Consider the following 23,663-nt stretch of genomic DNA (forward strand, 5'->3'; position numbering starts at 1 on the left):
GCATGTTGTCAAGGCGGGAAAGCGTGCCTTGACAACATGCCGCCGGCCGTGTTCTGGCTTCGTATCGGGGTTGCGGGGGTCTGGGCGGGTCTGTGGTTACGTTTCGCTGTTGGCTGCCTGTTTGGTGGCTGGAATGGGCTCACTCGCGTGCCCTGCCGACGACGTTGTCCGCCGGGCACGCGAGTTCGCCCGTTACCGCGTGCTTACGCGGGGTCCAGGCTGCCGGCCAGCCACACGCTGACCCGGCGGGCTGCCGCCATGCTGGCCCAGGACGCCAGCTCGATCAGTGTTGCGTCGTTGGGGGCCGTGGTGCGGAATGCGTCCACCAGGGCCTCGTCGACCTGGTACGACGCCAGGGCCACCGCCAGGGCGAGGCGGCCCGCCGGGCGGTCTGCCTCGGTGAGGTCGGCTACCGCCTCCTCCAGCCAGGCGCGGCTGAGGCCCGGGGGTTTTCCGTCCCATGTGGACAGACGGTCCTGCAGCAACGTGCGGACCGCCGGGGGTACCGAGCGTTCGCCCGCTGCCTCCGTTGCCGCGTAGGCGCGGGCGAACGCGTCGGCCACGACCGCGTTCGAGCTCGCCCAGCCCAGGTCCTCGGTGAGCGGTGCCTCGGGCAGCAGGTCCACCGAGTCGCCCGGGCGCGGGCCGGGGCCCGATGGTGGCCGCAGGACGCCGCCGAGTACGCGGCGTGCTTGGGGCTTGGCCGACTCCGGGACGTGGGACGGGAACGGGGACTCGCGCAGGAACACGTTGACCATGCGGTTGTAGTACTGGAACGCCACGGCCACGCCGATCAGCTCGGGTGCCTGCGCCGGGGGGAACGGGGGTGCGTCCGCCGCTCCCGTTGCGGATGCGCGGGCCCAGGCCTCCAGGCCGGCCGTCTCCGGGCCGGCCTGGATGGCCGCCAGTGTCATGCCGTGGACGTCCACGCAGTACGGGCAGCTGTTCGCCGCCGATACGCCGGTGGCCACCGCCTCCTTGGCGGCGCGGCCCGCGAGGCCCTGGGCCAGCAGGGTTTCCCGCAGGACCGTCCACGCGGCGGCCAGTGCCTCCGGGGCCGCCGAGTGCAGCGCCACCGGTGGGGCGAGCATGCTGAAGTCGCGCTCCACCTGGCGGTAGACCTCGGCGACCAGGCCCGTGGCGCGGCGCCGCGGGACGACCCCGACGTAGCGGGTGTCCCGCAGCGACCGGCGCACGGCGAACCGGACCAGTCCGGCGACCATCGCCTGCCCCTATCGCGCCGCGCGGGCGATCACGGCGCCCACGACGAAGTCCGGGTACTCCTCGGCGATCGTGTCGACGTCCGGGAGCACCGTCACGTCGGCGAGGCCGGCCGCCTCGAACGTGGCGCGCCAGGCCGCCGGGGTCAGGAAGCCGTGCGTCGGCCGCTTCACCGGGTCGGTCATGACGTCGGTGAAGCTGTCGAGGAAGTCGAAGATGATCTCCGCGTGGATCGGCCGGGCGAGCTTCGTGGGCCGCACGCACTCGGACACGACGACCGCCCCGCCCGGCTTCAGCGCCTTCGCCGCCTCGGCGACGACGAAGTCGAGGTCGGGGGCCACGTGGAAGCAGTTGACCGCGTACACCGCGTCGAACGTGCCGGGCTCGACGCCCTGCGCTTCCCACGGCAGCGTCATGTCGATGCGGGCCGACTCCACCGTCGTCGACGGTGATGCCGCCGCGGCCGCGGCCTTCTCGCCGTGGCGGGCGAACGTCTCGGCGACCTCGGTGAACCGGTAGCGCTTGACGTCGGTGCCGAGCGTGCGCAGCACCTGCTCCGCGCCACTGCCGCAGCCGCCGCCGATCTCGAGGATCTCGATCCCGCCCGCGGGCACCAGGCGGGACAGCGCTTCCGCGCCCACCTTGTTGTTGATCGAGTACAGCAGGTTGTCGTTCGAGAAGTACTTGAGCCACAACGGAAGCTGCTGCGGCGCGAAGAGGATCTCGTCGCCGGTCGCCTCGCCGGCGAAGAACTTCTTCGCCTCGTCGATCAGGGTCTGCAGGATCTCGGCGGCGACGGCGGCCCCCGGCTCCCGCGCGGCCAGCTCGGCCGCGACGTCGTCCCACACCGGGACGGCCGCCGAGCCGGGGACGTACCGGCCGCCCTCGCGGGCGAAGATCCCCGAATCGGACAGCTTTTCGTAGAGGAAGTGCAGCGGGATCGTCCGGCGCCACGGGATCGACAGGTCGCGCTTGGCCTGCGGTACCGAAATGCCGTCGGCGGTCGGCAGGGCGCCGATCGACGCCAGGATCCGGTGCGCCGTCGCGTCGACCAGGCGGGCGAAGGTCTCGTTGGCCGCCAGGAACCGGAACGGGAAGTGCTCGCGGACGCGTTCGTCGGCGATGGCGGCACGCAGCTTCGCGAAATCCGCCGCCTTCGGGTGCTCTTCGGGCAGACCGTAGGGGCTCTCCGCCTGGTCACTCATGTACTTCACTCACTTTCGCGACGGGGGACGGGGTCAGGCCGCGGAACGGCCGGCCTCCGGGAACGAGCGGACGGCCAGCGGGAGCCCGCCGCCGAGGCGCAGCGACATCATCGGCTCCGGCACGGGCCCCCGGCTCGGCACGGAGTCGAAGTGCAGCTCGCGGAACAGCGTCGAGATGATGAAGGTGGCCTCCATCAGCCCCAGGTGGTTGCCGACGCAGAACCGGGGCCCGGCGCCGAACGGGATGTGGGCGTACCGCGGGCGGTCCGCCGGCTTGTCCGGGTCGAAGCGGTCCGGGTCGAACCGCTCCGGCTCCGGCCAGTACCGCGGGTGCCGGTGCAGGGTGTACGGGCAGATCAGCACTTCGGCGCCGGCCGGCACGTGGTAGCCGCCGACCTCGTCGTCGGCGAGCGCCCGGCGCGGCAGGATCCACACCGGCGGGTTCAGCCGCATGGCCTCCTGCAGCACCATGTGCGTGTAGCGCAGCCGGGTCAGGTCCGCGTACTCCGGGCGGCGGTCGCCGTAGACCGCCACCGCCTCCGCGTGCAGCCGGTCCCGGACCTCCGGGTGCCTGCTCACGTGGTCCAGCGTCCAGCCGACGGTGCTGGCCGTCGTCTCGTGCCCGGCCAGCAGCAGCGTCACCAGCTCGTCGCGCATGCGGCGGTCGGCGACGCGCGGGTCACTCTCCTTGGCCGTGGACGCGATCAGCCGGGTCAGCACGTCGTCGCCGGCCGCGGACGGCTGCGCCTTCCGCCGCTCGACGAGGACGCCGACGACCTCCTGGAGGTGGTCGCGCGCCGACCGGAACGCCCGCTGCCCCTTCAGCGGCAGCCACCGCGGCACCATGCCGAGCGTCTCCATCTCGAACATGGCCTGGTCCTGGACGGCCTCGAAGGAGTGCTCGACGCCGTCGAACTCACCGAGGTCGATGTCCAGCAGGGTGCTGCCGAGCACGCCGAGGGTGAGCGCGGTGACCTCGGTCAGCACGTCCACCGGCCGGCCGGTGTCCCGGTGCGCCGAGAGCCGGCCGACCAGGCCGAGCGCCTCGTCGATGATCACGCCGGCCTGCGCGGCGATCCGCTTGTGCTGGAACACCGGCTGGATGGTCCGCCGCTGCTCCTTCCACAGCGCGCCCTCCGACGTCAGCAGCCCGTCGCCCAGCGCGCGCTTGGCCTCGGTGTAGCCGATGCCCTTGTGGTAGTTGGCCGCGTTGTCCGCGAGGACGTGCTTGGCGTGGTCGGGGTGGTTGAAGATGTAGAGCGTCTTCGGGCCGATCGCCACCCGCACCGCGTCGCCGTACTCGCGGACCGCCTCGCTCATCAGGCCCAGCCGGTCCGCGCGCAGCTTGCGCAGGATCCCCGGGGCCGCCCGGCGCGGGGGCCCCGGGGGGACGCGGCGGATGGCGCCGGTCATGCCGCGGGAGTGCCGGGGACCGGCAGGCCGTGCTTCGCCGGGGTGTTCTGGTACGCGGCGAGCTTCCACTGGCCGTCGGTGCGCACGGCGAACCAGGAGGCCCGGATGGCCTGGGCGTCGGACACCTCGGTCTCGCCGGCCGCCACCACACCGCCGGCGGACAGCAGCAGGGCGACGTCGGCGCCGAGGAACCGCAGGCCGATCGGCTTGCCGACGACCTGGGTGCCGGCGTACTGGTTGTCGAAGGCGTCCTTGAAGAAGGCCTGGATGTCCGCGCGGCCCTGCTTGAAGATGCCGGGCAGGATCAGCGTGCCGTCCTCGGTGAACAGATCGGCGATCGACGCGGCGTCCTGGTGGACCCAGGCGGCCAGGAGCCGCTGGGTGAGCACTGCGACGGCCGCCTGGTCGGCGGGCGACACCTCGGTCGTGGTCATGGTGCTTCCTTTCGGCGCGAGCGAGCAGAAACCGCGGGCGGCGGAGGAGAAACCGGCCCGAACGCGGGCACTCGTCTCCCGACCGGCGTCTCCACGTTCGCACCGGCCCTCCGCCGCCCACGTCTCCCGCAGTGCGCAGTGGCGCGGTCAGGCCGCCGATTCGTGCACCCGGCCACGTCCCGGCAGCCGGGACGTGGCCAGCCGCTCCCGGGCCGGCGCGTGGGTGCTGTGCCCGGAATGTACGGCTACGTACCGGATTTCCCCGTCGATCAGCACCTCGAGTTCGGTCCGCCGGCCCGGTTCGAACGGTGCGCCGCACGCCGCACAGGTGCGCTGGCGCGCGGCCGCGCCGGCCGGGGTTCGCGGGGCCGGGCCGCCGTGCGGGGCGGGGTGGTCGGTCATGGGCACCTCCTGTGCGGACGCCGGTGTCGTCACCGGGCGGTGTGCGGAACTCCTGCCGGGCCAGTGCACACCGCACGGGTTCGGCGGGACGTCTTGTGCCCTGCGCAATCCCCGCGGTATACCGGCTCGCCCCGGCGCGCCAGCGCACGGTCGGAGATGCCCCCGCCGCCGCGCCCCGGCCAGACTGGACGCTGTGTGGGCCGGAGTGTCACCGAGCCCGGCGCGGACCAGGCCCGCGACCCGTCCCGGGTTCCCGACGGACGTTGATGGGGAGGCCGGCTGATGGCGATGCGCCTCCAGCTCACCGATGGGTTCGAGTTGCTGGAAGAGTGGGCCGAATCGGCGTCGCAGGCCGAGCGGAATGTCATGTACGACGCATTGTTCGCGGTCGGCGACGGATCCGCATTCCTGATTTACGACATTTTCGGCGATCCGCAGGACCGGAGCATTTTCATTGTCTCCGTGAAACCGGGCCTGGTGCTGAAGGTATTGCTGCGGCGCGAGGATTCGTCGTTCGCGATCCGCTACCTCGGCGCGCCGGACGACGACCGCGGCGACGCGACCGGGACCACCGCGCCGGCCCACGAGGAGCCGAGCAGCCCGGAAGGCGCCTAGGCCGAACGGGTTAGCCCAGGCGATCGGTGCGGCCGGCGTCGATCACGCGTCGTCGATCATGCATTCCTCACCTTGACAGCCTCTCAAGGCGTGTGAAAACCTTTTTGTGCTTGCTGGTCAGCCCGCATTACTGGGGTCCTTAACATAGGAGGCTGCACCATGTCATCGCCTGAATTGCCGGGGCTGGACGTCTCCGGTCGCGTGCGGGCCCGTGATATTCAGATGACCGGTGTGGCCGACCTCGGCCGCCGGGTGTTGATGATCACCGGCGCGATCGACACCACCGACCACGACGTCGCGGTCAACGTGACCCTGCCCGAGGCCGGGCGCTGGCAGGTCATCAAGGCCGAGACGAACCTGACCGACCGGACCTGGGTGGCCATGCAGGCCGTCCTGGACGAGGATTCGACGTTCGTCGACGACCCCGGCACCGCGGTGATGTCCCCGCAGTTCGCCAAGAGCTTCATGACGCCGGACCAGCGGCGGCTCACCTTCTACGACGGTGAGGTGCGCCCGGGCGAATCGGTGCTGAAGATGTATTCGATGGAGACCAGCGGCCGCAAGCCGGGGTACTTCTACTCCCGCTACAGCCCGATCGCCACCGACAGCGCCGAGCAGTCGCAGGCGACGCTGGACCAGCTGGTCAGCGACGGGATGCAGCAGCGCCCGGTGATCGAGCTGATCGTGCCGATCTCCGTCGTCGACTGAGCCCGGCAGGGGCCCCGTGATCAAGTTCGTGCCGGAGCCGCACCTGCTCGAGTCCCCTCGCGGACGTGACTGGCCGCGCCTGCCCGCGCCCCCGTCCGGGGGCACCGGTGGTTCCCCGGGCAACGCCGCCGACGTCGTCATCGTCGGGGCCGGCCCCGCGGGGCTCGCGGTCGCCTCCGCGCTGTGGCACCACGGCGTCCGCGACGTCGTGGTCCTCGACCGGACCGGCCGCCCGTGCGGGCGGTTCTTCGGCCGGATCGACCGCCTCGGCCAGCGGGTGCTGCGCTCGCCGTACGAGCACCACCCCGGCGTGGAGGGGTTCCGCGACTGCGAGCTGCTGGACTTCGCCCGGCTGCACTGGTCGCGGCTGACCCGCACGGAGCGGCGGGAGATCCGGATGGCGCAGGCCGGGCACCGCTCGGTCGTGCCGGTCGACGTCTTCGAGGCCTACTGCGACCACCTGGTGACCAGCCACCACGTCGCGGAGAAGACGTGGCAGGCGTCCGTCCGCGAGGTGCTGCCGACGTCCGACGCGGTCACCGTGCGGGCGAACCGGTTCACCGTCGCCGCACAGCACGCCGTGCTCTGCCTCGGCGAGGAGCGCCGCCCGGCGCCCGACGCCTGGTGGGGTGGCGGCCGCCCGCCGGCCGGGGTGTCCTATTGGGACGAACCGGTGCCCGCGGGGGAACGCCAGATCGTGGTCGGTGCCGGGCTCACCGCGGCGCACCTGATCACCGGCGCGCTCGAGGCGGGCCGCCAGGTGCACTGGGTGGTCCGGGAGACCGCCGAGCGCTACCAGTGCGCCGACGTCAACTCGTCCTTCTTCCGGCCGGAAGGCCGCGCGCGCTTCGACGGCGTCGACCGGGCCGGCCGGCTGGAGCTGATGCGGCAGCACCGGCGGGCGTCGGTCATGTTCGAGTTCCGGCCGCTGCTGCAGCAGGCCGAGGCCGACGGGCGGCTGGTCGTCCACCGCGGCGAGGCGGTGAAGGAGATCGGCGAAGGTGTGGTCTGCCGGCTGGAGAGCGGACGCCTGGTCGAGGCGGACACCGCCGTGCTGGCCCTCGGGACCACCCCGTCGAGCGGCGCCGGGCTGCTGCCCCCGGACCTCGTCGGCGAGCGGGACGGCTGGCCGGACCTGGACGAACGGACCCTGTGCTACACCCGCGCCCCCCGGGTTTCGGTGGTCGGCGCGGCGGCCGGGCTGATGCTCGGGCCGGCCGCGCGCAACATCGACGGCCACCGCGTGGCGACCGCGCGGGTGGCCGCGGCGGTGGCGCACAGCTTGCGCCACGAGCGCGTCCCGGTGGTGACGGGTGTCTGACACGCGGTTCGCCCTCCCCGCGATCGACGACCCGGGCTCGACCGAGGTGGGCGTCATCCTGCTCGGCCTCGACGCCCAGCGCCTGCTGGCCGGGGTCGGGTTCGCCCGGCTCGCCGACGATCCGGCCCTGGTGACGCAGGCGGTCGACCAGGCCCGGCACGGTGTCGCCGGGTTCGGGTTCCCCGGCCTGGTCGCGGCCGGGCAGGCGCGCTGGCGGGCGGTCCGGGACGCCGTCGGCAGCACGCCGGGGACGTCGTCGCCGGCAGCGTTGCGGGGAGCGTGGGTCGAGGCCGCCCAGCGTGTCGCCGCCGCGGTGCCCGAGGCCGGCCCGGCCTCGGTCGCCTACCTGACCGCCTGTTCGCTGCGCCGCGGGGAAGTCGACCGCCTGGCCGACGGAGACGGAGAACCCGATGTCGTACCTGAAGTCCCTGCCGGCTGAGACCCGGCTGCTGCACGTCTTCGAGGCCTATCCCGGCCCGGCCCGGCCGCTGCTCGACCTGCACGAGCAGGTGATGCGCGCGGAATCCCCGTTCACCCCGGGGGAGCGCGAGCTGATCGCGGCCTACGTGTCGGGGGTGAACAGCTGCGGCTACTGCCACGGGATCCACACGATCACCGCGGAGGCGTTCGGTGTCCCCGAGGGACTGCTCGCCGCCGCGGTGCGTGACCTCGATTCCGCGCCGGTGGACGAGAAGATCCGGCCGGTGCTCGCCTACGCCGGCAAGCTGACCCGGACGCCGTCCCGGATGACCGACGCCGACGCCGAGGCCGTGTTCGCCGCGGGCTGGGACGACCGCGCCCTGCACGACGCGATCCAGGTGTGCGCCCTGTTCAACTTCATGAACCGCGTGGTCGAGGGCATCGGCCTGCGCGCCGACGACGCCTACGCGACGACGTCCGGCCTGCGGCTGCGCGAGATCGGCTACGCAGGCCTGGCGAAGCTCCTTCCCGCGGAGAGTTGAACCCTCGCACCCGTGGAGACGCAGGCATCCCCCGCCCGGCCGGATGCTCGATCCAGCAGCAGACCCGCCGCCGGCGCCCGCCGGGGGCGGCCGTAGCGCTGGAGGGTGCGGAAATCATGGTCATCGTCATGGCTGTCGATGCCACGGCCGGGGACGTCGAAGCGGTCGTCGACCGGGTGACGGCAGCGGGCGGCGAAGCCTTCGTCAGCCGAGGGGTGAGCCGGACGGTCGTCGGCCTGGTCGGCGAGGTCGACCGGTTCGAGGCCCTCAACCTCGGCGGGATGCGCGGGGTGCGCAGCGTCACCCGGATCTCCGCCAAGTACAAGCTGGTGAGCCTGGAGCACCACCCGGAGCGGTCCACGGTGCACGTCCGCGGCGTGCCGATCGGCCCGGACTCGGTCACCCTGATCGCCGGCCCGTGCGCGGTGGAGACGCCGGAGCAGACCCTGGAGGCCGCGCGGATGGCCCAGGCCGCGGGCGCGACCCTGCTGCGCGGCGGCGCGTTCAAGCCGCGCACGTCGCCGTATGCGTTCCAGGGGCTCGGCGAGCTGGGCCTGCGGATCCTGGCCGACGTCCGGGCCGAAACCGGCCTGCCGGTGGTCACCGAGGTGGTCGCGGCGCACGACGTCGAAATGGTCGCCCGGTACGCCGACATGCTCCAGATCGGCACGCGGAACATGCAGAACTTCGGACTGCTGCAGGCCGTGGGGGAAGCCGGCAAGCCGGTGCTGCTCAAGCGCGGCATGAGCGCCACCATCGAAGAGTGGCTGATGGCGGCGGAGTACATCGCCCAGCGCGGCAACCTCGACATCGTGCTGTGCGAGCGCGGGATCCGCACGTTCGAGACCGCCACCCGCAACACCCTCGACATCTCCGCGGTGCCGGTCGTCCAACGGCTTTCGCACCTGCCGGTGATGATCGACCCGTCGCACTCCGGCGGTCGGCGCGACCTCGTGCTGCCGCTTTCGCGCGCGGCGGTCGCGGTGGGCGCCGACGGCGTGCTCGTCGACGTCCACCCGCACCCCGAAGAGGCCCGGTGCGACGGTCCGCAGGCGCTGGTCACCGACGACCTGCGCGTCCTGCAACGGTCCCTCCTGGACCTGGCTTCGGTGCTCGGCCGGAAGGGGCCGGCGCAGTGGAGCCCGCGGCGGCTGGCCGGCTGAGTTCCAGGTCCGCACGCTCGAATGTTCCGTGCACAAAGGATTTCCGGCTACCTTGCGATGACGGTTCCCCTCGATCACCCGGAGCTCTCGTGACAATCAAGCCGAAGCACACGATGTACCAGACCACCGTGCTCGACGCCGATCCGGACACGGTGTGGGCCGAGATCCGCAACGTCCTGAACCTGGTGAAGATCCTGTTCGGGGACACGGTCGGGAACTCGCACTGGGTCGACGGCGGCGCGCCGGAACTGGTGCCGTCGCGGTACGAGTTCACGATGCTGCAGAACCAGGGACTGGTGCAGCAGGAGGTGGCCGGGCGCAACGAGGTGGACCGCTCCCTCACCTACCGCACCCTGGCCCCGGTGCTGTGCCTCTACGACTACGTCGCCACCTACCGCGTCTTCCCGGTCACCAACGAGCCCGGCCGCAGTTTCCTGGAGTACCGCCGGGAATTCATGGTCACCGACGACGCCGCGCCCGAGATCGTGCAGGGGCTGATGGGCATGATGGAGAACCAGATCAGCGTCGTGCGCGACTACTTCGCCGCGTCCCGGCCGTAATCTCCGGCATGTCGACCACAGTGGACGGTGGGGCACCGGTGCCCTTCCTGGACGTCACCGCACCCGGCTTCGGCTTCGGCACGCCGGAGGTGGCCGAGGCGCAGGCGGAGAACTGGTACGCGGACAGCCCGGTCGGCCTCCTCGTGCTGCGATACGCCGAGGGGCACGCGCTGCTGCGCGACCAGCGGCTCGACCACAACGGCAAGCGCTTCATGGAGATGAACGGCGTCACCGGCGGGCCGATCCACGACTGGTTCGTCCCGATGATCATGAACCACGACGGGGCGCACCACCGCCGGCTGCGCGGCCTGGTGGGCAAGGCGTTCACGCCGAGGATGATCGCCGGGCTGCGCCCGTTCGTCCGGACCCGGGCGGAAAAGCTGGCCGGGGACCTGGCCGTGGCCGGGGAGTGCGAGTTCATCGAGGACTTCGCCAACCCGCTGCCGCTGGCGGTGATGAGCGAGATGCTCGGGGTGCCGCCCGAGGACCACGACGTCTTCCACACCTGGACGACGGACGTCGGCCTGGTGTTCAGCATCGCGCTCGGCGGCGACGTCGTGGCCCGGGTCGAGGCCGCGCTCGTCGGCCTCGGCGAGTACATCGACGCGCTGATGGAACGCAAGAAAGCGGTTCCCGAGGCCGACCTCATCTCCGCTCTGGTGGCCGCCCAGCAGGACGACCCGGAGATCAGCCCGGCGGAGCTGCGGAACCTCATCATCACCACGGTGTTCGCGGCGCACGACACGACCCGCCACCAGCTGGCCAACGCGATGGTCGCGTTCGCCGGGCACCCGGACCAGTGGGAGCTGCTGGGCCGCCGGCCGGAGCTGGCGGACCGGGCGGTCGACGAGGTGATGCGCTGGCTCCCGTCCTCGCCGACGATCTACCGGTTCGCCGCGCAGGACTTCGAGTACCAGGGCCTGGACATCGCCAAGGACACCTTCCTGACGGTGTGCGTGACGGCCGCCCAGCGCGATCCCCGGGTCTTCCGCGACGGCGGGAGGTTCGACATCACCGCCGTCCGCGAGGCCCCGCTCCTGCAGTTCGGCGCGGGACCGCACCACTGCCTCGGCATCGCGCTCGCCAAGGCCGAACTGGCGGAGGCGCTGCCGGCGCTGGCGACCCGGCTGGGGCCGCCGTCCGTCGCGGGGGCGTTCACCTGGCGGCCGCCGATCGGTATCCACGGGCCGAACTCGCTGCCGCTGCGCTTCGGCTGAACCACACGAAGAATGGGTTGCCGGCCTCGGCCGGCAACCCGTTCTTCGTGTTCCGGGTCAGGCAGCGCGGGGCAGCTCGCCCTCCAGTTCGTCCCCCAGCCGGTGGACCTCCGCCTGCAACCTCGCCTCCCGGCGGCCCGCCCGCTTGTCCAGGTACACCGCCATCGGGGCCGTCATCGCCGTCGAGATCAGCGCCATCAGCACCAGCATCGTGAACATCTCGGGCGAGAGCACCCCGAGGTCCAGGCCGACGTTCAGCACGATGAGCTCGGTGAGGCCCCGGCAGTTCATCAGCACGCCGATCTGCAGCGACCGGCAGAAGCTCTCCCCGACACTGCGGGCCGCCACCGTGGCACTGACCAGCTTGCCGACCACCGCGACCACCAGGATCGCCGCGCACCACAGCCACAGCGCGGGGTCGGCCAGGAGCCCGATGTTCGTGCGGAGGCCGCTGTAGGCGAAGAACAAGGGCAGCATCAACGCCGTCGTGAGGCCGCTGGCGTTTTCGTGCAGCCACTCCTCCACCACGTTGCCGCGCGGGAAGACCAGGCCGAACATGAACGCGCCGAACATCGCGTGCACGCCGATCCAGTCCGTCGCCATCGCGCACAGCAGCACGCCGACCAGGGCCAGCGGGGCGAGGCGGCGCAGGACCGGCTCGCCGGTCCGGGTGAAGTACCTCGTCAGCAGCGGGCGGACGACGTAGTACAGCAGGCCGGCGAACGCCGCCGCCAGGCCGAGCGTCAGGAGCACACCGAGCAGCGAAGACGCCGTGATCAGCGCGACCACCAGCGCCAGCAGCGACCAGGCCGTGACGTCGTCGACCACCGCGCAGGTCACCGCGACGACGCCGACGCGGCTGTGGAACAGGCCGGTGTCCTTGAGGATCCGGACCAGCACCGGCAACGCCGTGATGCTCATCGAAACCCCGATGAACAGGGCGAACGGCAGCGAGCCGACACCCTTGGGCGCGAACTTGGCGTAGGCGACCACGGCGAGCAGGATGCCCAGCACGAACGGCACCGCGATGCTGACGTGGCTGACGACCAGGGCCAGGTGCCCGCGTCCGCGGATCAGCCGCGTGTTGAGCTCGAGGCCGGTGAGGAACACGAACAGCACGATGCCGACCTGGGCCAGCACGTTCAGCTGGGGCATGATCGCGGCCGGCAGCAGCGCCGACGCGCCCGCCGGCCAGATCGCGCCGAGCAGCGACGGGCCGAGCACGATGCCCGCGGCGATCTCGCCGACCACCGGCGGCTGCCCGATCCGCCGCATCACCCAGCCGGTCGCCTTGCACGCGGCGATGACGACCGCGATCGCCAGCAGCAGCTGGGCCACCGGGTGCCCGGCCGCCGCGGCCGCCTTGGCCGCGGCGCCGGTCCTCGTGCCCTCCCGGGTGAGCAGGACGATGCTGGCCAGCACCGGGATCACGACGAGCAGGCCGTAGACCCCCAGCGCCCGCAGGCCGTGCTTGCGCTTGCCCTCCGCCATCCGTGATCTCCTGTTCGTCAGAGTGCGCACGGGCTGACCGTGACCGGGACGCCGTTGAACACCGCGTTGCCGGACGGCACGTCGACGACCAGCTCGTCGGTCAGCGCGTTCGCGTTGACCCCCGGGTGCTGCGCGGCGACGCGCTGCGAACTGCCCTCGTGCCCCCAGCCGTGGGGCAGGCTGACGACCCCCGGCATGATCGAGTCCGTCGGCTCGACCTCGACGACCAGCTCGCCCGCCGACGAGCGCACGAGCGCCTTCTCACCCAGCCCGAGCCGGCTGACGTCGGCCGGGTTGACGTGCAGGGTGCAGCGGTTGCTGCCGCCGACCAGCGACGGGACGTTGTGCAGCCAGCTGTTGTTGGACCGCAGCTGGCGCCGGCCGATCAGCAGCATCTCCGGGACCGGCGCGGCCAGCCGGGCGCGCAGGCGCGCGAAGTCGGCGACGATCGGCTCCGGGGTGAGCTCGATCTTGCCCGACGGCGTGCACACCAGTTCCTTCAGCCGCGGCTCGAGCGGGCCGAGGTCGATGCCGTTCGGCTTCTCCTTCAGCTTCGCCAGGGAAAGGCCGTAGGGACCGAACTTGAGCATGGTGTCCAGGATCTGCTCGGGCCCGTCGTCGCCTTCGATGGTGGCGCGCAGCGTGGCGACGTCCATGCCTTCGACCGGCGAGCCGGGCATCTGCGTGGCGCCGGTCAGCAGCTGCTCGATGAAGCCCTCGTCGACGGCGGCCGCCGGCACCTGCAGCGGCGCGCCGCCCGCGATCAGCGTCAGCCGGGCCAGGATCTCCGCCTCCGATCGCTGATCGTCCTCGAGCGGCAGCACCGCCGGGGAGTAGCGGGTGTAGTTGCGCACCATGACGATCTGCATCAGGAAGTCGTAGTGCGGCATCTGCAGGATGCGGGGTGGCGGCAGGATCACGTGAGCACGCCGCGTGGTCTCCGTCAGGTACGGGTCGACGCAGACCATGAAGTCCAGCGAGTCGAACGCCCGCCCGAACCGCGGCCCGTTGGGCGCGGCCACCACCTGGTTGGCGGCGATGTTGATCAGGGCCCGGACCTGTCCCTCGCCCGGTGTCTCGATCTCGTCCGGCAGGGTGGCCGTCGGCAGTTCGCCGAGCACCTCCGGGAAGCCCTTCACGCGGCTGTGCCAGCGGCCGTGCTCGAACGGCTGCCCGGTGCGGAACACCTCGAGCGCGGCGGTCCGGGTGAACATCGGGCCGCCGGGGCGGTCCAGGTTGCCGGTGAGGATGTTGATCACGTCGACCAGCCACTGCGTGATCGTCCCGAACTCGACCACCGACCCGCCCATGCGCGAGTACACGACCGCCGTCGGCGCCGCGGCCAGCTCGCGGGCGATCCGCGCGATGTCGGCCGCGGGCACCCCGCACAGCACCTCGGCCGCCGCCGGCGAGAACTCCTCGGTCAGCTCGCGCAGCTCGTCGAGCCCGGCGACGTCGAGGGTGACCTTGGCCAGGTTCTCCTGCAGGAGCGTGTGGACGATGCCCAGCAGCAGCACGGAGTCCGTGCCCGGCCGGACGAAGAAGTGCTCGTCGCAGTGCTTCGCGGTGCGGGTCCGGCGCGGGTCGACGACGACCAGCTTGCCGCCGCGCTCGCGCAGCGCCCGCAGCCGCGCGGGCATGTCGGGGGCGCAGAACAGGGAACCGTGCGACTCCATCGGGTTCGCGCCGAGCACGAGCAGGTAGTCGGTCCGGTCGATGTCCGGCACGGCGATGGCGAACGGGTCGCCGTAGAGGTGCGCACAAGCGACGTGCTTGGGCATGTGGTCGATGGTGCCGGAGGAGTAGACGTTCTTCGACGCCAGCGACTGGATCAGCGGGATCCGGTACAGGAAGCCGGCCATCGTGTGGTAGGTCGGGTTGCCGAAGTAGACGGCGACCGCGTCCCGGCCGTACTTCTCGATGACGCCGGTGATCCCGCGCTCGACGGCTTCGAACGCCTCGTCCCAGGAGGCTTCCCGCCACTCGTCGCCCTCGCGGATCATGGGGTGGCGCAGGCGGTCCGGGTCTTCGTCGAGGGTGCCGAGGCTGGCGCCCTTCGGGCAGAGGTAGCCCTGGGTGAACGGGTCGTCGGAGTCACCGCGCACCTTGGTGACGCGGCCGGCGGGGTCGAGGTCGATCTTCAGTCCGCAGACGGCGTCGCAGATGGGACACGTCCGGTGGGCGGTGGTCATCGGTACTCCAGGGGTGGGAACGCCCATACGGGCACGGCCACGACAGTCCCGGAAGGACTGTCGTGGCCGTGGGTGAACAAGGGAACGGTCATGCCGCCTTCGGCAGCTCGGTGGTCCCGCCGAACGCCGGCTCGACGCCGTCGGCGACCGGGAACGTGTACGGCTCCCGGCTTTCCTTCGCCGGGCCGAACAGCGACTTCCACAGCACCTTCAGCGCGAAGCCCGGCTTCATCAGCGCTTCCGGCTTCTGGATCAGCCCCGCGGTCTTGAAGTACTCCGCGGTGATGGAGCCGTCGTGGGTGGCGGCGATCTGCACCCGCTTCAGGAACCAGTTGCCCATCTTCACCTTGAACGGCCGCTCGCCTTCGACGCCCGGCAGGCTCAGGTCGATCTGGTTGGTCATCTCCCACGCCTGGTCGATGGCGTCGGTGGCCAGGTCGCGGAAGTAGTCCTGCGGCACCGGCGCGGCCCCGCTGTGCAGGTGCTGGCGCAGCACCAGGGCGCACAGCGCGGCGACGCTCATGCCCTGGGCGTACACCGGGTTGAACGTGGTGACGGCGTCGCCGGTGACGAGCAGGCCCTCGGGGAAGCGGCGCAGCTTGTGGTAGTGGCGGCGCAGCGTCGTCGGGAACTTGAACGGCATCGCCTTGTCGACCGGGTCGGCGTACCGCAGCGTGTTGTAGACGTCCTTGGCGGGCAGCGACTTCAGCCACGCCATCAGGCCGTCGTAGTCGGTGGGCGGGTGGTCGCCGAGGATGCCGTAGGTGGTCAGCTCGACCTTGCCGTCCTCGACCAGGAAGAAGACGTTGCCGCGGGGCACGGCGGCGTGCGCGATCTGGTTGATCGCCACGTCGTTCTGGAAGCCGTTGGCGCCCTCGCGCAGCCGGAAGTGCTGCGTCACGTAGCCGAGGTCGATCTTCTTGCGCTCCTCGAACGGCTTCTCGTAACCCAGCTGCTCCAGCCAGACCGGGGTCCGCGAGCCGCGGCCGGTGGCGTCGACCACCAGGTCGGCCTCGATGACCTCGTCGTGGTCCGTGCCGCGCTTCTGTACCCGGGCGCCGGTGACCTGGCTCTTGTCGGCCGTCGTGGTGAGGCCGAGGATGTCGTGCTCTTCGACGAAGGTCACGTTGGGGAACTGCTGCACGCGCTCGCGGATGAACCACTCGAACAGCGGCCGCACCACCCCGAGGGTGGTCAGGCCGGCGTGCTGCTGCTTGAGCCGGTTGCCGCGGGCGTACCAGCGGCACGAGCCGGACAGGTCGCCGGTCGGCACGCCGTAGTCGACCATCTCCTGGGTGAGGCCCGGGAAGAGCTCCTCCATCACCTGCACGCCGCGGGCGAGCAGACCGTTGGCCTGGTGGCTCTGCGGGCAGAACCGCCGCACGCCCTTGACACCGACGAGCTTGTCGCGGTCCACGATCAGGACCTCGTCGTAGGCGTCCGCGAGCACCCTGGCCGCAAACAGGCCGGCAATGCTGCCGCCCAGCACCACCGCGCGGGTTCCGGCATCCTGGCCCATCGCGGTCACCTCCTTGATTCCGTGGTTGACATTCCGGGCGGGCGAGCGATGCGCCCCGCCGGTGATCCAGCCGTGCTGCCAGCGTCACACCCGCCGCCCGCGTCCGGCATCTCTGCCGTTGCGGGGTCGGCGGCCGTTCGGCTCACCGCAACACGAACCCTTCGTAGCCGTTGCCGGCGACTTCGTCGCACTTCGCCCGGTACGGCCCGACGCCGCCGACGTAGGGCATGAAGACCCGCGGCTTCCCGGGGACGTTGGCGCCGAGGTAGAACGAGTCCGCCTGCGGGAGCAGCGTCATGTCGCTGACCGCGCGGACGTGCTCGGTCCACTCCTTCTCGGCGGTGTCGACCGCCTCGGCGACCGACCGGTCGTGCCGGGCCATGTGGTCGACCAGGTCGCCGATCCACTCGACGTGCTGTTCGATCGAGACGATCATGTTGCCGAACACCGACGGGCTGCCCGGGCCGGTGATGGTGAACAGGTTCGGGAACCCGGCCACCGCGACGCCGAGGTAGGTCTCCGGGCCGTCCCGCCACTTGTCCCGCAGCGCGACGCCGTCGCGGCCGCGGATGTCCACGGCGAGCAGCGCGCCGGTCATGGCGTCGAAGCCGGTCGCGATGACCAGGCTGTCGAACTCGTACTCGCGCTCGGTGGTCAGCACACCCTTCGGCGTGATCTCGACCAGATCCTCCTCGCGCAGGTCCACCAGGTGCACGTGCTCGCGGTTGTAGGTCTCGTAGTAGCCGGTGTCGAGGCAGGGCCGCTTGGTCGCGAACGGGTAGCCGCGCGGTTCGAGCTTGCGCGCGAGCTCGGGGTCGGTGACCCGGTCGCGGACCTTCTCCCGGAGGAACTCGGCGGCGGTCTCGTTGGACCCGGCGTCGAAGATGAGGTCGGTGAACGACTGCACGAGGGCGAAGACGTGCCCGCGGTCCCAGCACTGCTGGTAGACCGCGCGGCGCTCGGCGTCGGTCACCTCGAGCGCGGACTGCGTCGGCATGTCCATCGCGACCCCGAACAGCGACTGGCGGGCCGCCGTGCGGACGTCCCGGTAGTGCGCCTTGGTTTCCGCGACGACCGACTGGTCGATGGGCCCGTTGAAGGCGGGGTACACGAAGTTCGGGGTGCGCTGGAAGACCGTCAGGTCGCTCGCCTGCGCGGCGAGGAACGGGATGGCCTGCACGCCCGAGGAGCCGGTGCCGATCACGCCGAGGCGCTGCCCGCGGAAGCCGGGGTCGTCCTCCGGCCACCGCGCGGTGTGGTACCAGGGGCCGGAAAACCGTTCCAGGCCGGGCACTTCCGGGAACTTCGGCGTCGACAGGCAGCCGGTGGCCATGATGCAGAACCGCGCCGAGACCTCGTGGCCGCCGTCGGTGCGGACGGTCCACCGCGAGGTGTCCTCGTCGAACACCGCCGCCGTCACGCGGGTCTGCAGCACGATGTCCCGGCGCAGGTCGTGGCGGTCGGCCACGTGCCGGAGGTAGGCGTGGATCTCCGGCTGGCTCGCGTACTTCTCCGTCCACTCCCAGTCCTGCTCGAGGTCGGGGTCGAAGGAGTAGGAGTAGTTGAGGCTGTCCACATCGCACCGCGCGCCCGGGTACCGGTTCCAGTACCAGGTGCCGCCGACGTCGGCACCGGCTTCGAAGACCTTGACCGACAGCCCCTGCCCGCGGAGGCGGTGCAGCATGTAGAGCCCGGCGAAGCCGGCACCCACGACGACAGCATCGAGTTCTTCGGCCGCACTGGCCATGGGGTCATCCTCTCTACGGCGGGCGGTGCCGGGACAGCCGGCCACCGGGAACGGGCGAGATCGCCGTGGCCACCACGTTAACGGCGGCGGTCGCGCGGGACTCTCTTCGCGTGCGGCGCTGGCCCGACCGCGCAGTGGCGGAGAAGACGCGCGGATCCGGCCGGGGAAAGTCTGGGGCACCACGATCCCCGGGAGGTCACGATGGGCCGCGACTACTATACGGCGGCGGTGCAGGGACCGCACGAACACTTCGCGCTCGGAGCGTTCACAGTGGACAGCGGGGCGACCCTGCCGGACGCGCGCCTGGCGTACCGCACGCACGGACAGCTGAACGCGGCACGCGACAACGCCGTGCTCGTGCCGCACATGTACTCGGGCACCTCGGCGGCGATGGAGGGCCTGATCGGCGAGGGCCGCGCGCTCGACCCGTCCCGGTACTTCATCATCCTGCCCGACCAGCTCGGCAGCGGCCTGTCGTCCTCGCCGAGCAACACCCCGGCGCCGTTCGACGGCCCCCGGTTCCCGGCCGTCTCGATCGCCGACGACGTGCGTGCCCAGCACCGCCTGGTGACCGAGCACTTCGGCCTGACCACCCTGCACGCGGTGATCGGCTGGTCGATGGGCGGACTGCAGACCTACGACTGGGCGGTCCGCCACCCGGACCTGGTGCAGCGCGCGGGGGTGTTCGCGGCGACGGCGAAGACGCCGGTGCAGAACCAGCTGTTCATCGACGTCCACACCGAGCTGCTGAAGTCGGACCCGGCTTTCGCGGACGGGTCCTACGCGGACTCCGACGACGTGCACGTCGGCCTCGCCCGGCACGCGATGGCCTTCGCCGCGGCGGCCACGAGCCGGGAGTTCTTCCGCGACGAGGTCTGGCGCCGGCTCGGGTTCTCCGCGGTGGAGGAGTTCACGCTGGGTTTCATGCGCGGGCACTTCGCGCCGATGGACCCGAACAACCTGCTGTGCCAGGCCGCGAAGTGGCGTGACGCGGACGTGAGCCGCCAGACCGGCGGCGACCTGGCGGCGGCGCTCGGCCGCATCACGGCCCGGTTCTTCGTCTACCCGTTCGGCGGCGACGAGTTCTTCCCGGCGGTGGATCACGAGCCGGATGTCGCGCTGATCGCGGGTGCGCGGTTGCGGGTGATCGACAGTCCGCTCGGGCACTTCACGATGTTCGGCCTGCTGCCCGAAGACGTGACCGCGGTGGACGACGCGCTGGCGGAGGTCCTCAAGTCCTGAATGGCCACCCCGCGTACCGGATCCGTTCCGGTGCGTCGACATCGGTGACGGTTCACCCCGTTCTGCGCTCAACCAGTCCGTTTTTCCCAGGTTTTCCCGCATCCACAGAGATGTCCGTGCCGCCCCCGGCGGCAGAGGATCGCTCGGTCGGGGGAGCGCGGTACCGGTAACGGCCCGCGCGATGGGAAGAGCGAGACCCGAGGAGCGGGCGAATGTTGAATCGAAGAAAGATGCTGGGGTGGATGACGGCCGGCGGCGTCGCGGGTGGCGCGGCGCTGCTGCCGTCGGCGTTGACGGCGGGCGCCGCCCCCGCCGAAGTGGACCACACCGGACACACGGCGGCCGCGGGGGCGGCGGAACCCGCGGCGCGGCGGTCCTTCGGGGTCACCCAGTTCACCCAAGTGATGCCGGTGCCGCAGACGCTGACGCCGGTGAAACGGGCGGACGGCACCGAGACCTACCGGATTCCGATCCAGACCGCGAACTTCGCGTTCACGCCCGGCAAGCCGACGCCGGTGCGGACCTTCGGCGGCCAGTTCCTGGGGCCGCTGATCCGGGCGAAAACCGGCACGCCGGTCGAAATCACCTTCTGCAACCAGCTGACCGCGGCGTCCAACGTGCACCTGCACGGCGGGCACAACCCGCAGGTCAGCGACGGCTACCCGATGGACCTGATCCAGCCGGGCCAGAGCCGCACCTACCGGTACCCGAACCAGCAGCAGGGCGCGACGCTCTGGTACCACGACCACTCGCACGGCACCGAGGCCGAGAACGTCTACAAAGGACTTCACGGGTTCTACATCCTCGACGACGACGCGGAAAAGGGCCTCAACCTGCCCAGCGGGCAGTACGATGTGCCGATCATGCTGCGGGACGCCCAGATCGACGCCGACGGCGCGCTCGTCTGGCCGAACTTCGCCCCGGACCGCACCACCGTGCTCACCAACGGCGTGGTGGCGCCGTACTTCCCGGTCGCGGCGCGCAAGTACCGCTTCCGGCTGCTCAACACCGGCAACGAGCGCGGGTTCCGGCTCACCCTGGGTGGCCTGGCGATGACGCAGATCGGCTCCGACGGCGGCCTGCTGCCGGCGCCGGTGACGCGCTCGGACATCACGTTCACCTCCGGGGAACGCGTGGACATCGTGGTCGACTTCTCCAACCAGCCGATCGGGTCCAAGTTCGTGCTGTCCGACGTGTCGGGCCCGGTCCTCCGGTTCGACGTCACGCGCACCGCGTCCGACACGAGCCGGGTGCCGGCCACCCTGCGGCCGCTGCCGGCGCTGGGGACCGCGACCGTGCAGCGGCAGGTCACGATGAAGTTCGACGACTCCGGCAACGTCGGGCTCGTCAACGACCAGGCCTTCGACGTCAACCGGGTCGACTTCCAGGTCAAGCGCGGGGCGACGGAGATCTGGACCGTCACCAACACCGACACGGTCTGGGGCGCGCCGCACACGTTCCACCTGCACCTGGAGCAGTTCCGGGTGCTCGACCGCAACGGCGCGCCGCCCACCCCGGACGACGCCGGCCGCAAGGACACCGTGCTCATCATGCCCGGCGAGTCGATCCGGGTGCAGGCCACGTTCACCGAGTACACCGGCAAGTACGTCTACCACTGCCACTTCCTGGACCACTCGGCCATCGGCATGATGGCCCAGATGGAGATCGTCCCCTGATTTCGTCCACACAGGACTGAAACAAGTCCGTTGTGGACATGACTGGGGAAGGCATGCCGGGAGATGCCGGGCGCCGGGTGCGTCCGGGAGGATCCGGGAACGTATGCAGTCAGCCAAGCGGCCGGGGCTCCTCGCGGGGCCCCGGCCCGCTCGACGAGGAGGACGTTATGCCTGACGCATTGCCCGGCGTGGCCGCCGGCACCTGGGTGATCGACCCGGCCCACTCGAACGTCGCGTTCGCGGTGCGCCACCTGATGAGCAAGGTGCGCGGCCGGTTCACCGCCTTCGAAGGCCAGCTGGTGATCGACGAGGACCCGGCCCGCTCGTCGGCGTCGGTGTCGATCGACATGGCCTCGGTGGACACCGGCAACGAGATGCGCGACAACCACCTGCGCACCAGGGACTTCTTCGACGTGGAGCAGGCGCCGAAGATGACGTTCACGAGCACCGGCCTCCGCCAGGACGGCGGGCGGTGGCTGCTCACCGGGGACCTGGAGATCCGCGACGTCACGAAGGGCGTGGAGATCGAGCTGGAGTTCCTCGGCGTGGACCCGACGGGTGTCCAGGGCGAACCCCGGGTCGGCTTCGGCGGCCGCACGTCGATCACCCGCAGCGACTTCGGCATCGACTTCGGCCTGGTCGAGGGCGCGAAGATCGTCGTGGGGGACAAGGTGGAGATCGAGCTCGAGATCGAGGCGTTCCTCGCCGGCTGAGCGCGTGGTGACGCGGCGAAGGGCGGGTCTCCGGAGAGGGAGACCCGCCCTTTTCGTGCGTGGCGGTTCAGTCCGCGCGGCGCTCGTCCAGCAGGTACAGCGCATACGCGGCCAGCGTCGAATTGTCCTTGATCCGGCCGTCGCGGATCATCCGCTCGACCTCTTCGCGCGGGAACCAGCGGTGGCGCATGTCCTGTTCGGTGTGTTCCCGCGCGGGCGGGCCCGGCGTGAGGTCCGTCGCCACGAACACGTCGCACGCCTGCCCGCTCGCGCCGTGCCAGCCGAACAGGTTGCCCAGGTGGCGCAGCTCGCCCGCGCGCAGGCCCGTCTCCTCGGACAGCTCGGCGTAGGCGAGTTCCACCGGCGTTCCGGTCCGGCCCGCCGGGAAGCAGCCCTGCGGGAACTCCCAGAACCGCCCGCCCACCGGGTAGCGGTACTGGTCGACCAGGTGGAACCCGTCGTTCTCGACCGCGAGCACCACCGCGAAGTCCGGGCGGTCCACCACCGAGTAGATGCCCTCGGAACCGTCCTGGCGCTCGATCCGGTCTTCGCGCACCGAGAGCCACTCGTTGCGGTAGACCAGCCGCGACGACAGCTGGCGGATCACCTACGCGGCCAGGTCGGTGGTGCGGGCCGTCACGCAGTCGCGGACGGCGTCCACCACGCGGCGCACGTCGGCGTCGCTCAGGCCCTGGTGCATCGGCAGCAACAGGGTCTGCGCCGCGGCCGCGTCCGAGCCCGGCAACGGCGTTTCCCAGCCGTACGCCGGCACCTGGTGCAGCGGCGGGTACCGGAACGTCGTGTAGACGCCGCGGGCGTAGAGGTCGCGGGCGATGACGTCCCGCAGCGCCGGGTCGAGCTGCACCCAGTACATGTAGTGGGACGTCCGGTGCCCGGCCGGCAGCCGCGGCGGGCGGCGCAGCCCGGCCAGGCCGGAGAAGCCCTCGTCGTAGGCCGCCGCCACCTCGGCCCGGCGCGCCACGAACTCCGGCAGCCGCTCGAGCTGCACCAGGCCGATCGCGCTGAGCACGTCGTTGGTCGTCGACCGGCGGGAGAACGACGTCACGTCGAAGTCCCACCAGCGGGTGTTCGCCCGCATGGCCTGGTCGAAGCCGCTGCGCTGCTCCATGCCGAGGTAGGCCACCTTGGGCGCGCGGGCCGCCAGCTCCGGGTCGCGGACGTACAGCATGCCGCCGTCCACGGTGACCACGATCTTGCCGTGGTCGAAGCTCCACACGGCGATGTCGCCGAAGGTGCCGCACGCCTGGCCGTCCACCCGCGAGTCGGGGGCGATGGCCGCGTCCTCGACGAGCTTGATGCCGCGGTCGCGGCACAGGGCGGCGATCGCGACGACGTCGCCGGGGTGCCCGCCGTAGTGCAGGATCACCACCGCCTTCGTCCGCGGGCTCAGCACGGCCTCGATGTCGGCCACCCGCGGGTTGAGCGTGTGCGCGTCCACGTCGCAGAACACCGGCCGCGCCCCGCGCGAGGCGATCGCGTTGGCCACGCCGACGAAGCTGATCGAGGGCAGCACGACCTCGTCGCCGGGGCCCACGCCGAGCAGTTCCATGGCGATGAACGTGCCCTCGGTGCAGGAGTTGACCGAAACCACGTGGTCGCGCCCGACCCCGAGGTGCTCGGCCCACCGCGCCTCGAACTCGGCGGTGCGCCGTCCGCGGCCGATCCAGTTGCTCTCGAAGACTTCCCGCACCGCGTCGAGCTCTCGTTCGCCGAGGCAGGGCTGCATCACGTTGATGAGGTCGTCGCTCATGGGCTCCCCTAGCGGACCGGACACTGTCCCCGAACGCTCCCATCGCGCGCGCCCGGGGCACACCTCCCGGAGTGCGGGCTCGGCCGGGCCT

Annotated in this window: 22 protein-coding genes; 11 read left to right on the top strand and 11 right to left on the bottom strand. The window is 71.3% G+C overall.

The features are described from left to right. Positions 1-203: 203 nt before the first annotated feature. The 5 genes from AB0J55_RS25340 to AB0J55_RS25360 form a co-directional block, all read right to left on the bottom strand. Positions 204-1,223 carry a carboxymuconolactone decarboxylase family protein gene (locus AB0J55_RS25340; protein ID WP_364253118.1) on the bottom strand — a complete coding sequence of 340 codons (1,020 nt, stop codon included), beginning with the start codon at positions 1,221-1,223 and terminating at the stop codon, positions 204-206. Positions 1,224-1,232: 9 nt separating this feature from the next. Next, positions 1,233-2,426 carry a class I SAM-dependent methyltransferase gene (locus tag AB0J55_RS25345; RefSeq protein ID WP_364253121.1) on the bottom strand — a complete coding sequence of 398 codons (1,194 nt, stop codon included), beginning with the start codon at positions 2,424-2,426 and terminating at the stop codon, positions 1,233-1,235. 33 nt (positions 2,427-2,459) lie between these two features. Then, positions 2,460-3,839: a cytochrome P450 gene (locus AB0J55_RS25350; RefSeq protein ID WP_364253124.1), complete on the bottom strand. Its 1,380-nt coding sequence runs from the start codon at positions 3,837-3,839 to the stop codon at positions 2,460-2,462. Next, the gene (locus AB0J55_RS25355; protein WP_364253127.1) at positions 3,836-4,273 is read right to left on the bottom strand and encodes an SgcJ/EcaC family oxidoreductase; all 438 of its coding nucleotides are present in this window, start codon (positions 4,271-4,273) and stop codon (positions 3,836-3,838) included. Before AB0J55_RS25355 ends, AB0J55_RS25350 begins: the two co-directional genes overlap by 4 nt. Positions 4,274-4,420: 147 nt before the next feature. Further along, positions 4,421-4,675 (bottom strand): hypothetical protein, encoded by a 255-nt coding sequence (locus AB0J55_RS25360; protein ID WP_364253129.1) that lies wholly within the window; start codon positions 4,673-4,675, stop codon positions 4,421-4,423. Positions 4,676-4,957: 282 nt separating this feature from the next. Here AB0J55_RS25360 and AB0J55_RS25365 point away from each other — a divergent pair, with 282 nt between their 5' ends. From AB0J55_RS25365 to AB0J55_RS25400, 8 genes are all read left to right on the top strand, one after another. After that, on the top strand, positions 4,958-5,290 hold the full coding sequence (locus AB0J55_RS25365) for a DUF6235 family protein (protein WP_364253132.1): 333 nt from the start codon (positions 4,958-4,960) through the stop codon (positions 5,288-5,290). Positions 5,291-5,512: 222 nt separating this feature from the next. Next, positions 5,513-5,998 carry a DUF6423 family protein gene (locus tag AB0J55_RS25370; protein WP_354818771.1) on the top strand — a complete coding sequence of 162 codons (486 nt, stop codon included), beginning with the start codon at positions 5,513-5,515 and terminating at the stop codon, positions 5,996-5,998. Positions 5,999-6,014: 16 nt separating this feature from the next. Then, positions 6,015-7,319: an FAD-dependent oxidoreductase gene (locus tag AB0J55_RS25375; protein ID WP_364253135.1), complete on the top strand. Its 1,305-nt coding sequence runs from the start codon at positions 6,015-6,017 to the stop codon at positions 7,317-7,319. Beyond that, complete coding sequence (locus tag AB0J55_RS25380) at positions 7,312-7,758, top strand: DUF6187 family protein (protein ID WP_364253138.1); 447 nt, start codon at positions 7,312-7,314, stop codon at positions 7,756-7,758. Before AB0J55_RS25375 ends, AB0J55_RS25380 begins: the two co-directional genes overlap by 8 nt. Then, entirely contained in the window at positions 7,730-8,281 is a 552-nt protein-coding gene (locus tag AB0J55_RS25385; RefSeq protein WP_364253141.1) for a peroxidase-related enzyme, read from the top strand. The genes AB0J55_RS25380 and AB0J55_RS25385 overlap by 29 nt, the downstream gene beginning before the upstream one ends. Before the next feature lie 128 nt (positions 8,282-8,409). Next, the gene (gene aroF / locus AB0J55_RS25390; RefSeq protein ID WP_364253144.1) at positions 8,410-9,444 is read left to right on the top strand and encodes a 3-deoxy-7-phosphoheptulonate synthase; all 1,035 of its coding nucleotides are present in this window, start codon (positions 8,410-8,412) and stop codon (positions 9,442-9,444) included. An 89-nt stretch (positions 9,445-9,533) separates the two neighbouring features. Further along, the gene (locus tag AB0J55_RS25395; protein ID WP_364253147.1) at positions 9,534-10,004 is read left to right on the top strand and encodes an SRPBCC family protein; all 471 of its coding nucleotides are present in this window, start codon (positions 9,534-9,536) and stop codon (positions 10,002-10,004) included. 8 nt (positions 10,005-10,012) lie between these two features. After that, positions 10,013-11,221 (top strand): cytochrome P450, encoded by a 1,209-nt coding sequence (locus tag AB0J55_RS25400; RefSeq protein ID WP_364253150.1) that lies wholly within the window; start codon positions 10,013-10,015, stop codon positions 11,219-11,221. A gap of 57 nt (positions 11,222-11,278) precedes the next feature. Here AB0J55_RS25400 and AB0J55_RS25405 read toward each other — a convergent pair whose 3' ends face one another. The 4 genes from AB0J55_RS25405 to AB0J55_RS25420 form a co-directional block, all read right to left on the bottom strand. Beyond that, positions 11,279-12,712, bottom strand: a complete 1,434-nt coding sequence (locus tag AB0J55_RS25405; RefSeq protein WP_364253153.1) for a cation:proton antiporter — start codon at positions 12,710-12,712, stop codon at positions 11,279-11,281. A 17-nt stretch (positions 12,713-12,729) separates the two neighbouring features. Then, positions 12,730-14,904: a molybdopterin oxidoreductase family protein gene (locus tag AB0J55_RS25410; protein WP_364253156.1), complete on the bottom strand. Its 2,175-nt coding sequence runs from the start codon at positions 14,902-14,904 to the stop codon at positions 12,730-12,732. An 88-nt stretch (positions 14,905-14,992) separates the two neighbouring features. Further along, entirely contained in the window at positions 14,993-16,423 is a 1,431-nt protein-coding gene (locus tag AB0J55_RS25415; RefSeq protein WP_364253159.1) for an FAD-dependent monooxygenase, read from the bottom strand. 142 nt (positions 16,424-16,565) lie between these two features. After that, positions 16,566-18,170, bottom strand: a complete 1,605-nt coding sequence (locus AB0J55_RS25420; protein WP_364253162.1) for an NAD(P)/FAD-dependent oxidoreductase — start codon at positions 18,168-18,170, stop codon at positions 16,566-16,568. 201 nt (positions 18,171-18,371) lie between these two features. On the opposite strand from AB0J55_RS25420, the gene AB0J55_RS25425 reads away from it, so the two are divergent. The 3 genes from AB0J55_RS25425 to AB0J55_RS25435 all read left to right on the top strand — a co-directional run bounded on the left by AB0J55_RS25425 (position 18,372) and on the right by AB0J55_RS25435 (position 21,801). Continuing rightward, positions 18,372-19,412 carry an alpha/beta fold hydrolase gene (locus AB0J55_RS25425; protein ID WP_364253165.1) on the top strand — a complete coding sequence of 347 codons (1,041 nt, stop codon included), beginning with the start codon at positions 18,372-18,374 and terminating at the stop codon, positions 19,410-19,412. Between the two features lie 212 nt (positions 19,413-19,624). Continuing rightward, entirely contained in the window at positions 19,625-21,088 is a 1,464-nt protein-coding gene (locus AB0J55_RS25430; RefSeq protein ID WP_364253168.1) for a multicopper oxidase domain-containing protein, read from the top strand. A gap of 167 nt (positions 21,089-21,255) precedes the next feature. Further along, the gene (locus AB0J55_RS25435; protein WP_364253171.1) at positions 21,256-21,801 is read left to right on the top strand and encodes a YceI family protein; all 546 of its coding nucleotides are present in this window, start codon (positions 21,256-21,258) and stop codon (positions 21,799-21,801) included. Positions 21,802-21,868: 67 nt separating this feature from the next. Here the strand turns inward: AB0J55_RS25435 and AB0J55_RS25440 are convergent, their stop codons facing one another. Both AB0J55_RS25440 and AB0J55_RS25445 read right to left on the bottom strand, forming a co-directional pair. Next, the gene (locus AB0J55_RS25440) at positions 21,869-22,405 is read right to left on the bottom strand and encodes an NUDIX hydrolase (RefSeq protein WP_364253816.1); all 537 of its coding nucleotides are present in this window, start codon (positions 22,403-22,405) and stop codon (positions 21,869-21,871) included. Between the two features lie 3 nt (positions 22,406-22,408). Beyond that, positions 22,409-23,572: a DegT/DnrJ/EryC1/StrS family aminotransferase gene (locus AB0J55_RS25445; protein WP_364253174.1), complete on the bottom strand. Its 1,164-nt coding sequence runs from the start codon at positions 23,570-23,572 to the stop codon at positions 22,409-22,411. Between the last annotated feature and the right edge of the window lie 91 nt (positions 23,573-23,663).

This window comes from Amycolatopsis sp. NPDC049688, from assembly GCF_040674975.1.
Classification (GTDB): domain Bacteria; phylum Actinomycetota; class Actinomycetes; order Mycobacteriales; family Pseudonocardiaceae; genus Amycolatopsis.

Bases quoted from the DNA above. Each gene is read 5' to 3' on its own strand.
- AB0J55_RS25340 (WP_364253118.1), bottom strand. From the start codon at position 1,223: ATGGTCGCCGGACTGGTCCGGTTCGCCGTGCGCCGGTCGCTGCGGGAC.
- AB0J55_RS25345 (WP_364253121.1), bottom strand. From the start codon at position 2,426: ATGAGTGACCAGGCGGAGAGCCCCTACGGTCTGCCCGAAGAGCACCCG.
- AB0J55_RS25350 (WP_364253124.1), bottom strand. From the start codon at position 3,839: ATGACCGGCGCCATCCGCCGCGTCCCCCCGGGGCCCCCGCGCCGGGCG.
- AB0J55_RS25355 (WP_364253127.1), bottom strand. From the start codon at position 4,273: ATGACCACGACCGAGGTGTCGCCCGCCGACCAGGCGGCCGTCGCAGTG.
- AB0J55_RS25360 (WP_364253129.1), bottom strand. From the start codon at position 4,675: ATGACCGACCACCCCGCCCCGCACGGCGGCCCGGCCCCGCGAACCCCG.
- AB0J55_RS25365 (WP_364253132.1), top strand. From the start codon at position 4,958: ATGGCGATGCGCCTCCAGCTCACCGATGGGTTCGAGTTGCTGGAAGAG.
- AB0J55_RS25370 (WP_354818771.1), top strand. From the start codon at position 5,513: ATGACCGGTGTGGCCGACCTCGGCCGCCGGGTGTTGATGATCACCGGC.
- AB0J55_RS25385 (WP_364253141.1), top strand. From the start codon at position 7,730: ATGTCGTACCTGAAGTCCCTGCCGGCTGAGACCCGGCTGCTGCACGTC.
- aroF (WP_364253144.1), top strand. From the start codon at position 8,410: ATGGCTGTCGATGCCACGGCCGGGGACGTCGAAGCGGTCGTCGACCGG.
- AB0J55_RS25400 (WP_364253150.1), top strand. From the start codon at position 10,013: ATGTCGACCACAGTGGACGGTGGGGCACCGGTGCCCTTCCTGGACGTC.
- AB0J55_RS25405 (WP_364253153.1), bottom strand. From the start codon at position 12,712: ATGGCGGAGGGCAAGCGCAAGCACGGCCTGCGGGCGCTGGGGGTCTAC.
- AB0J55_RS25410 (WP_364253156.1), bottom strand. From the start codon at position 14,904: ATGACCACCGCCCACCGGACGTGTCCCATCTGCGACGCCGTCTGCGGA.
- AB0J55_RS25415 (WP_364253159.1), bottom strand. From the start codon at position 16,423: ATGGGCCAGGATGCCGGAACCCGCGCGGTGGTGCTGGGCGGCAGCATT.
- AB0J55_RS25420 (WP_364253162.1), bottom strand. From the start codon at position 18,170: ATGGCCAGTGCGGCCGAAGAACTCGATGCTGTCGTCGTGGGTGCCGGC.
- AB0J55_RS25425 (WP_364253165.1), top strand. From the start codon at position 18,372: ATGGGCCGCGACTACTATACGGCGGCGGTGCAGGGACCGCACGAACAC.
- AB0J55_RS25430 (WP_364253168.1), top strand. From the start codon at position 19,625: ATGTTGAATCGAAGAAAGATGCTGGGGTGGATGACGGCCGGCGGCGTC.
- AB0J55_RS25435 (WP_364253171.1), top strand. From the start codon at position 21,256: ATGCCTGACGCATTGCCCGGCGTGGCCGCCGGCACCTGGGTGATCGAC.
- AB0J55_RS25445 (WP_364253174.1), bottom strand. From the start codon at position 23,572: ATGAGCGACGACCTCATCAACGTGATGCAGCCCTGCCTCGGCGAACGA.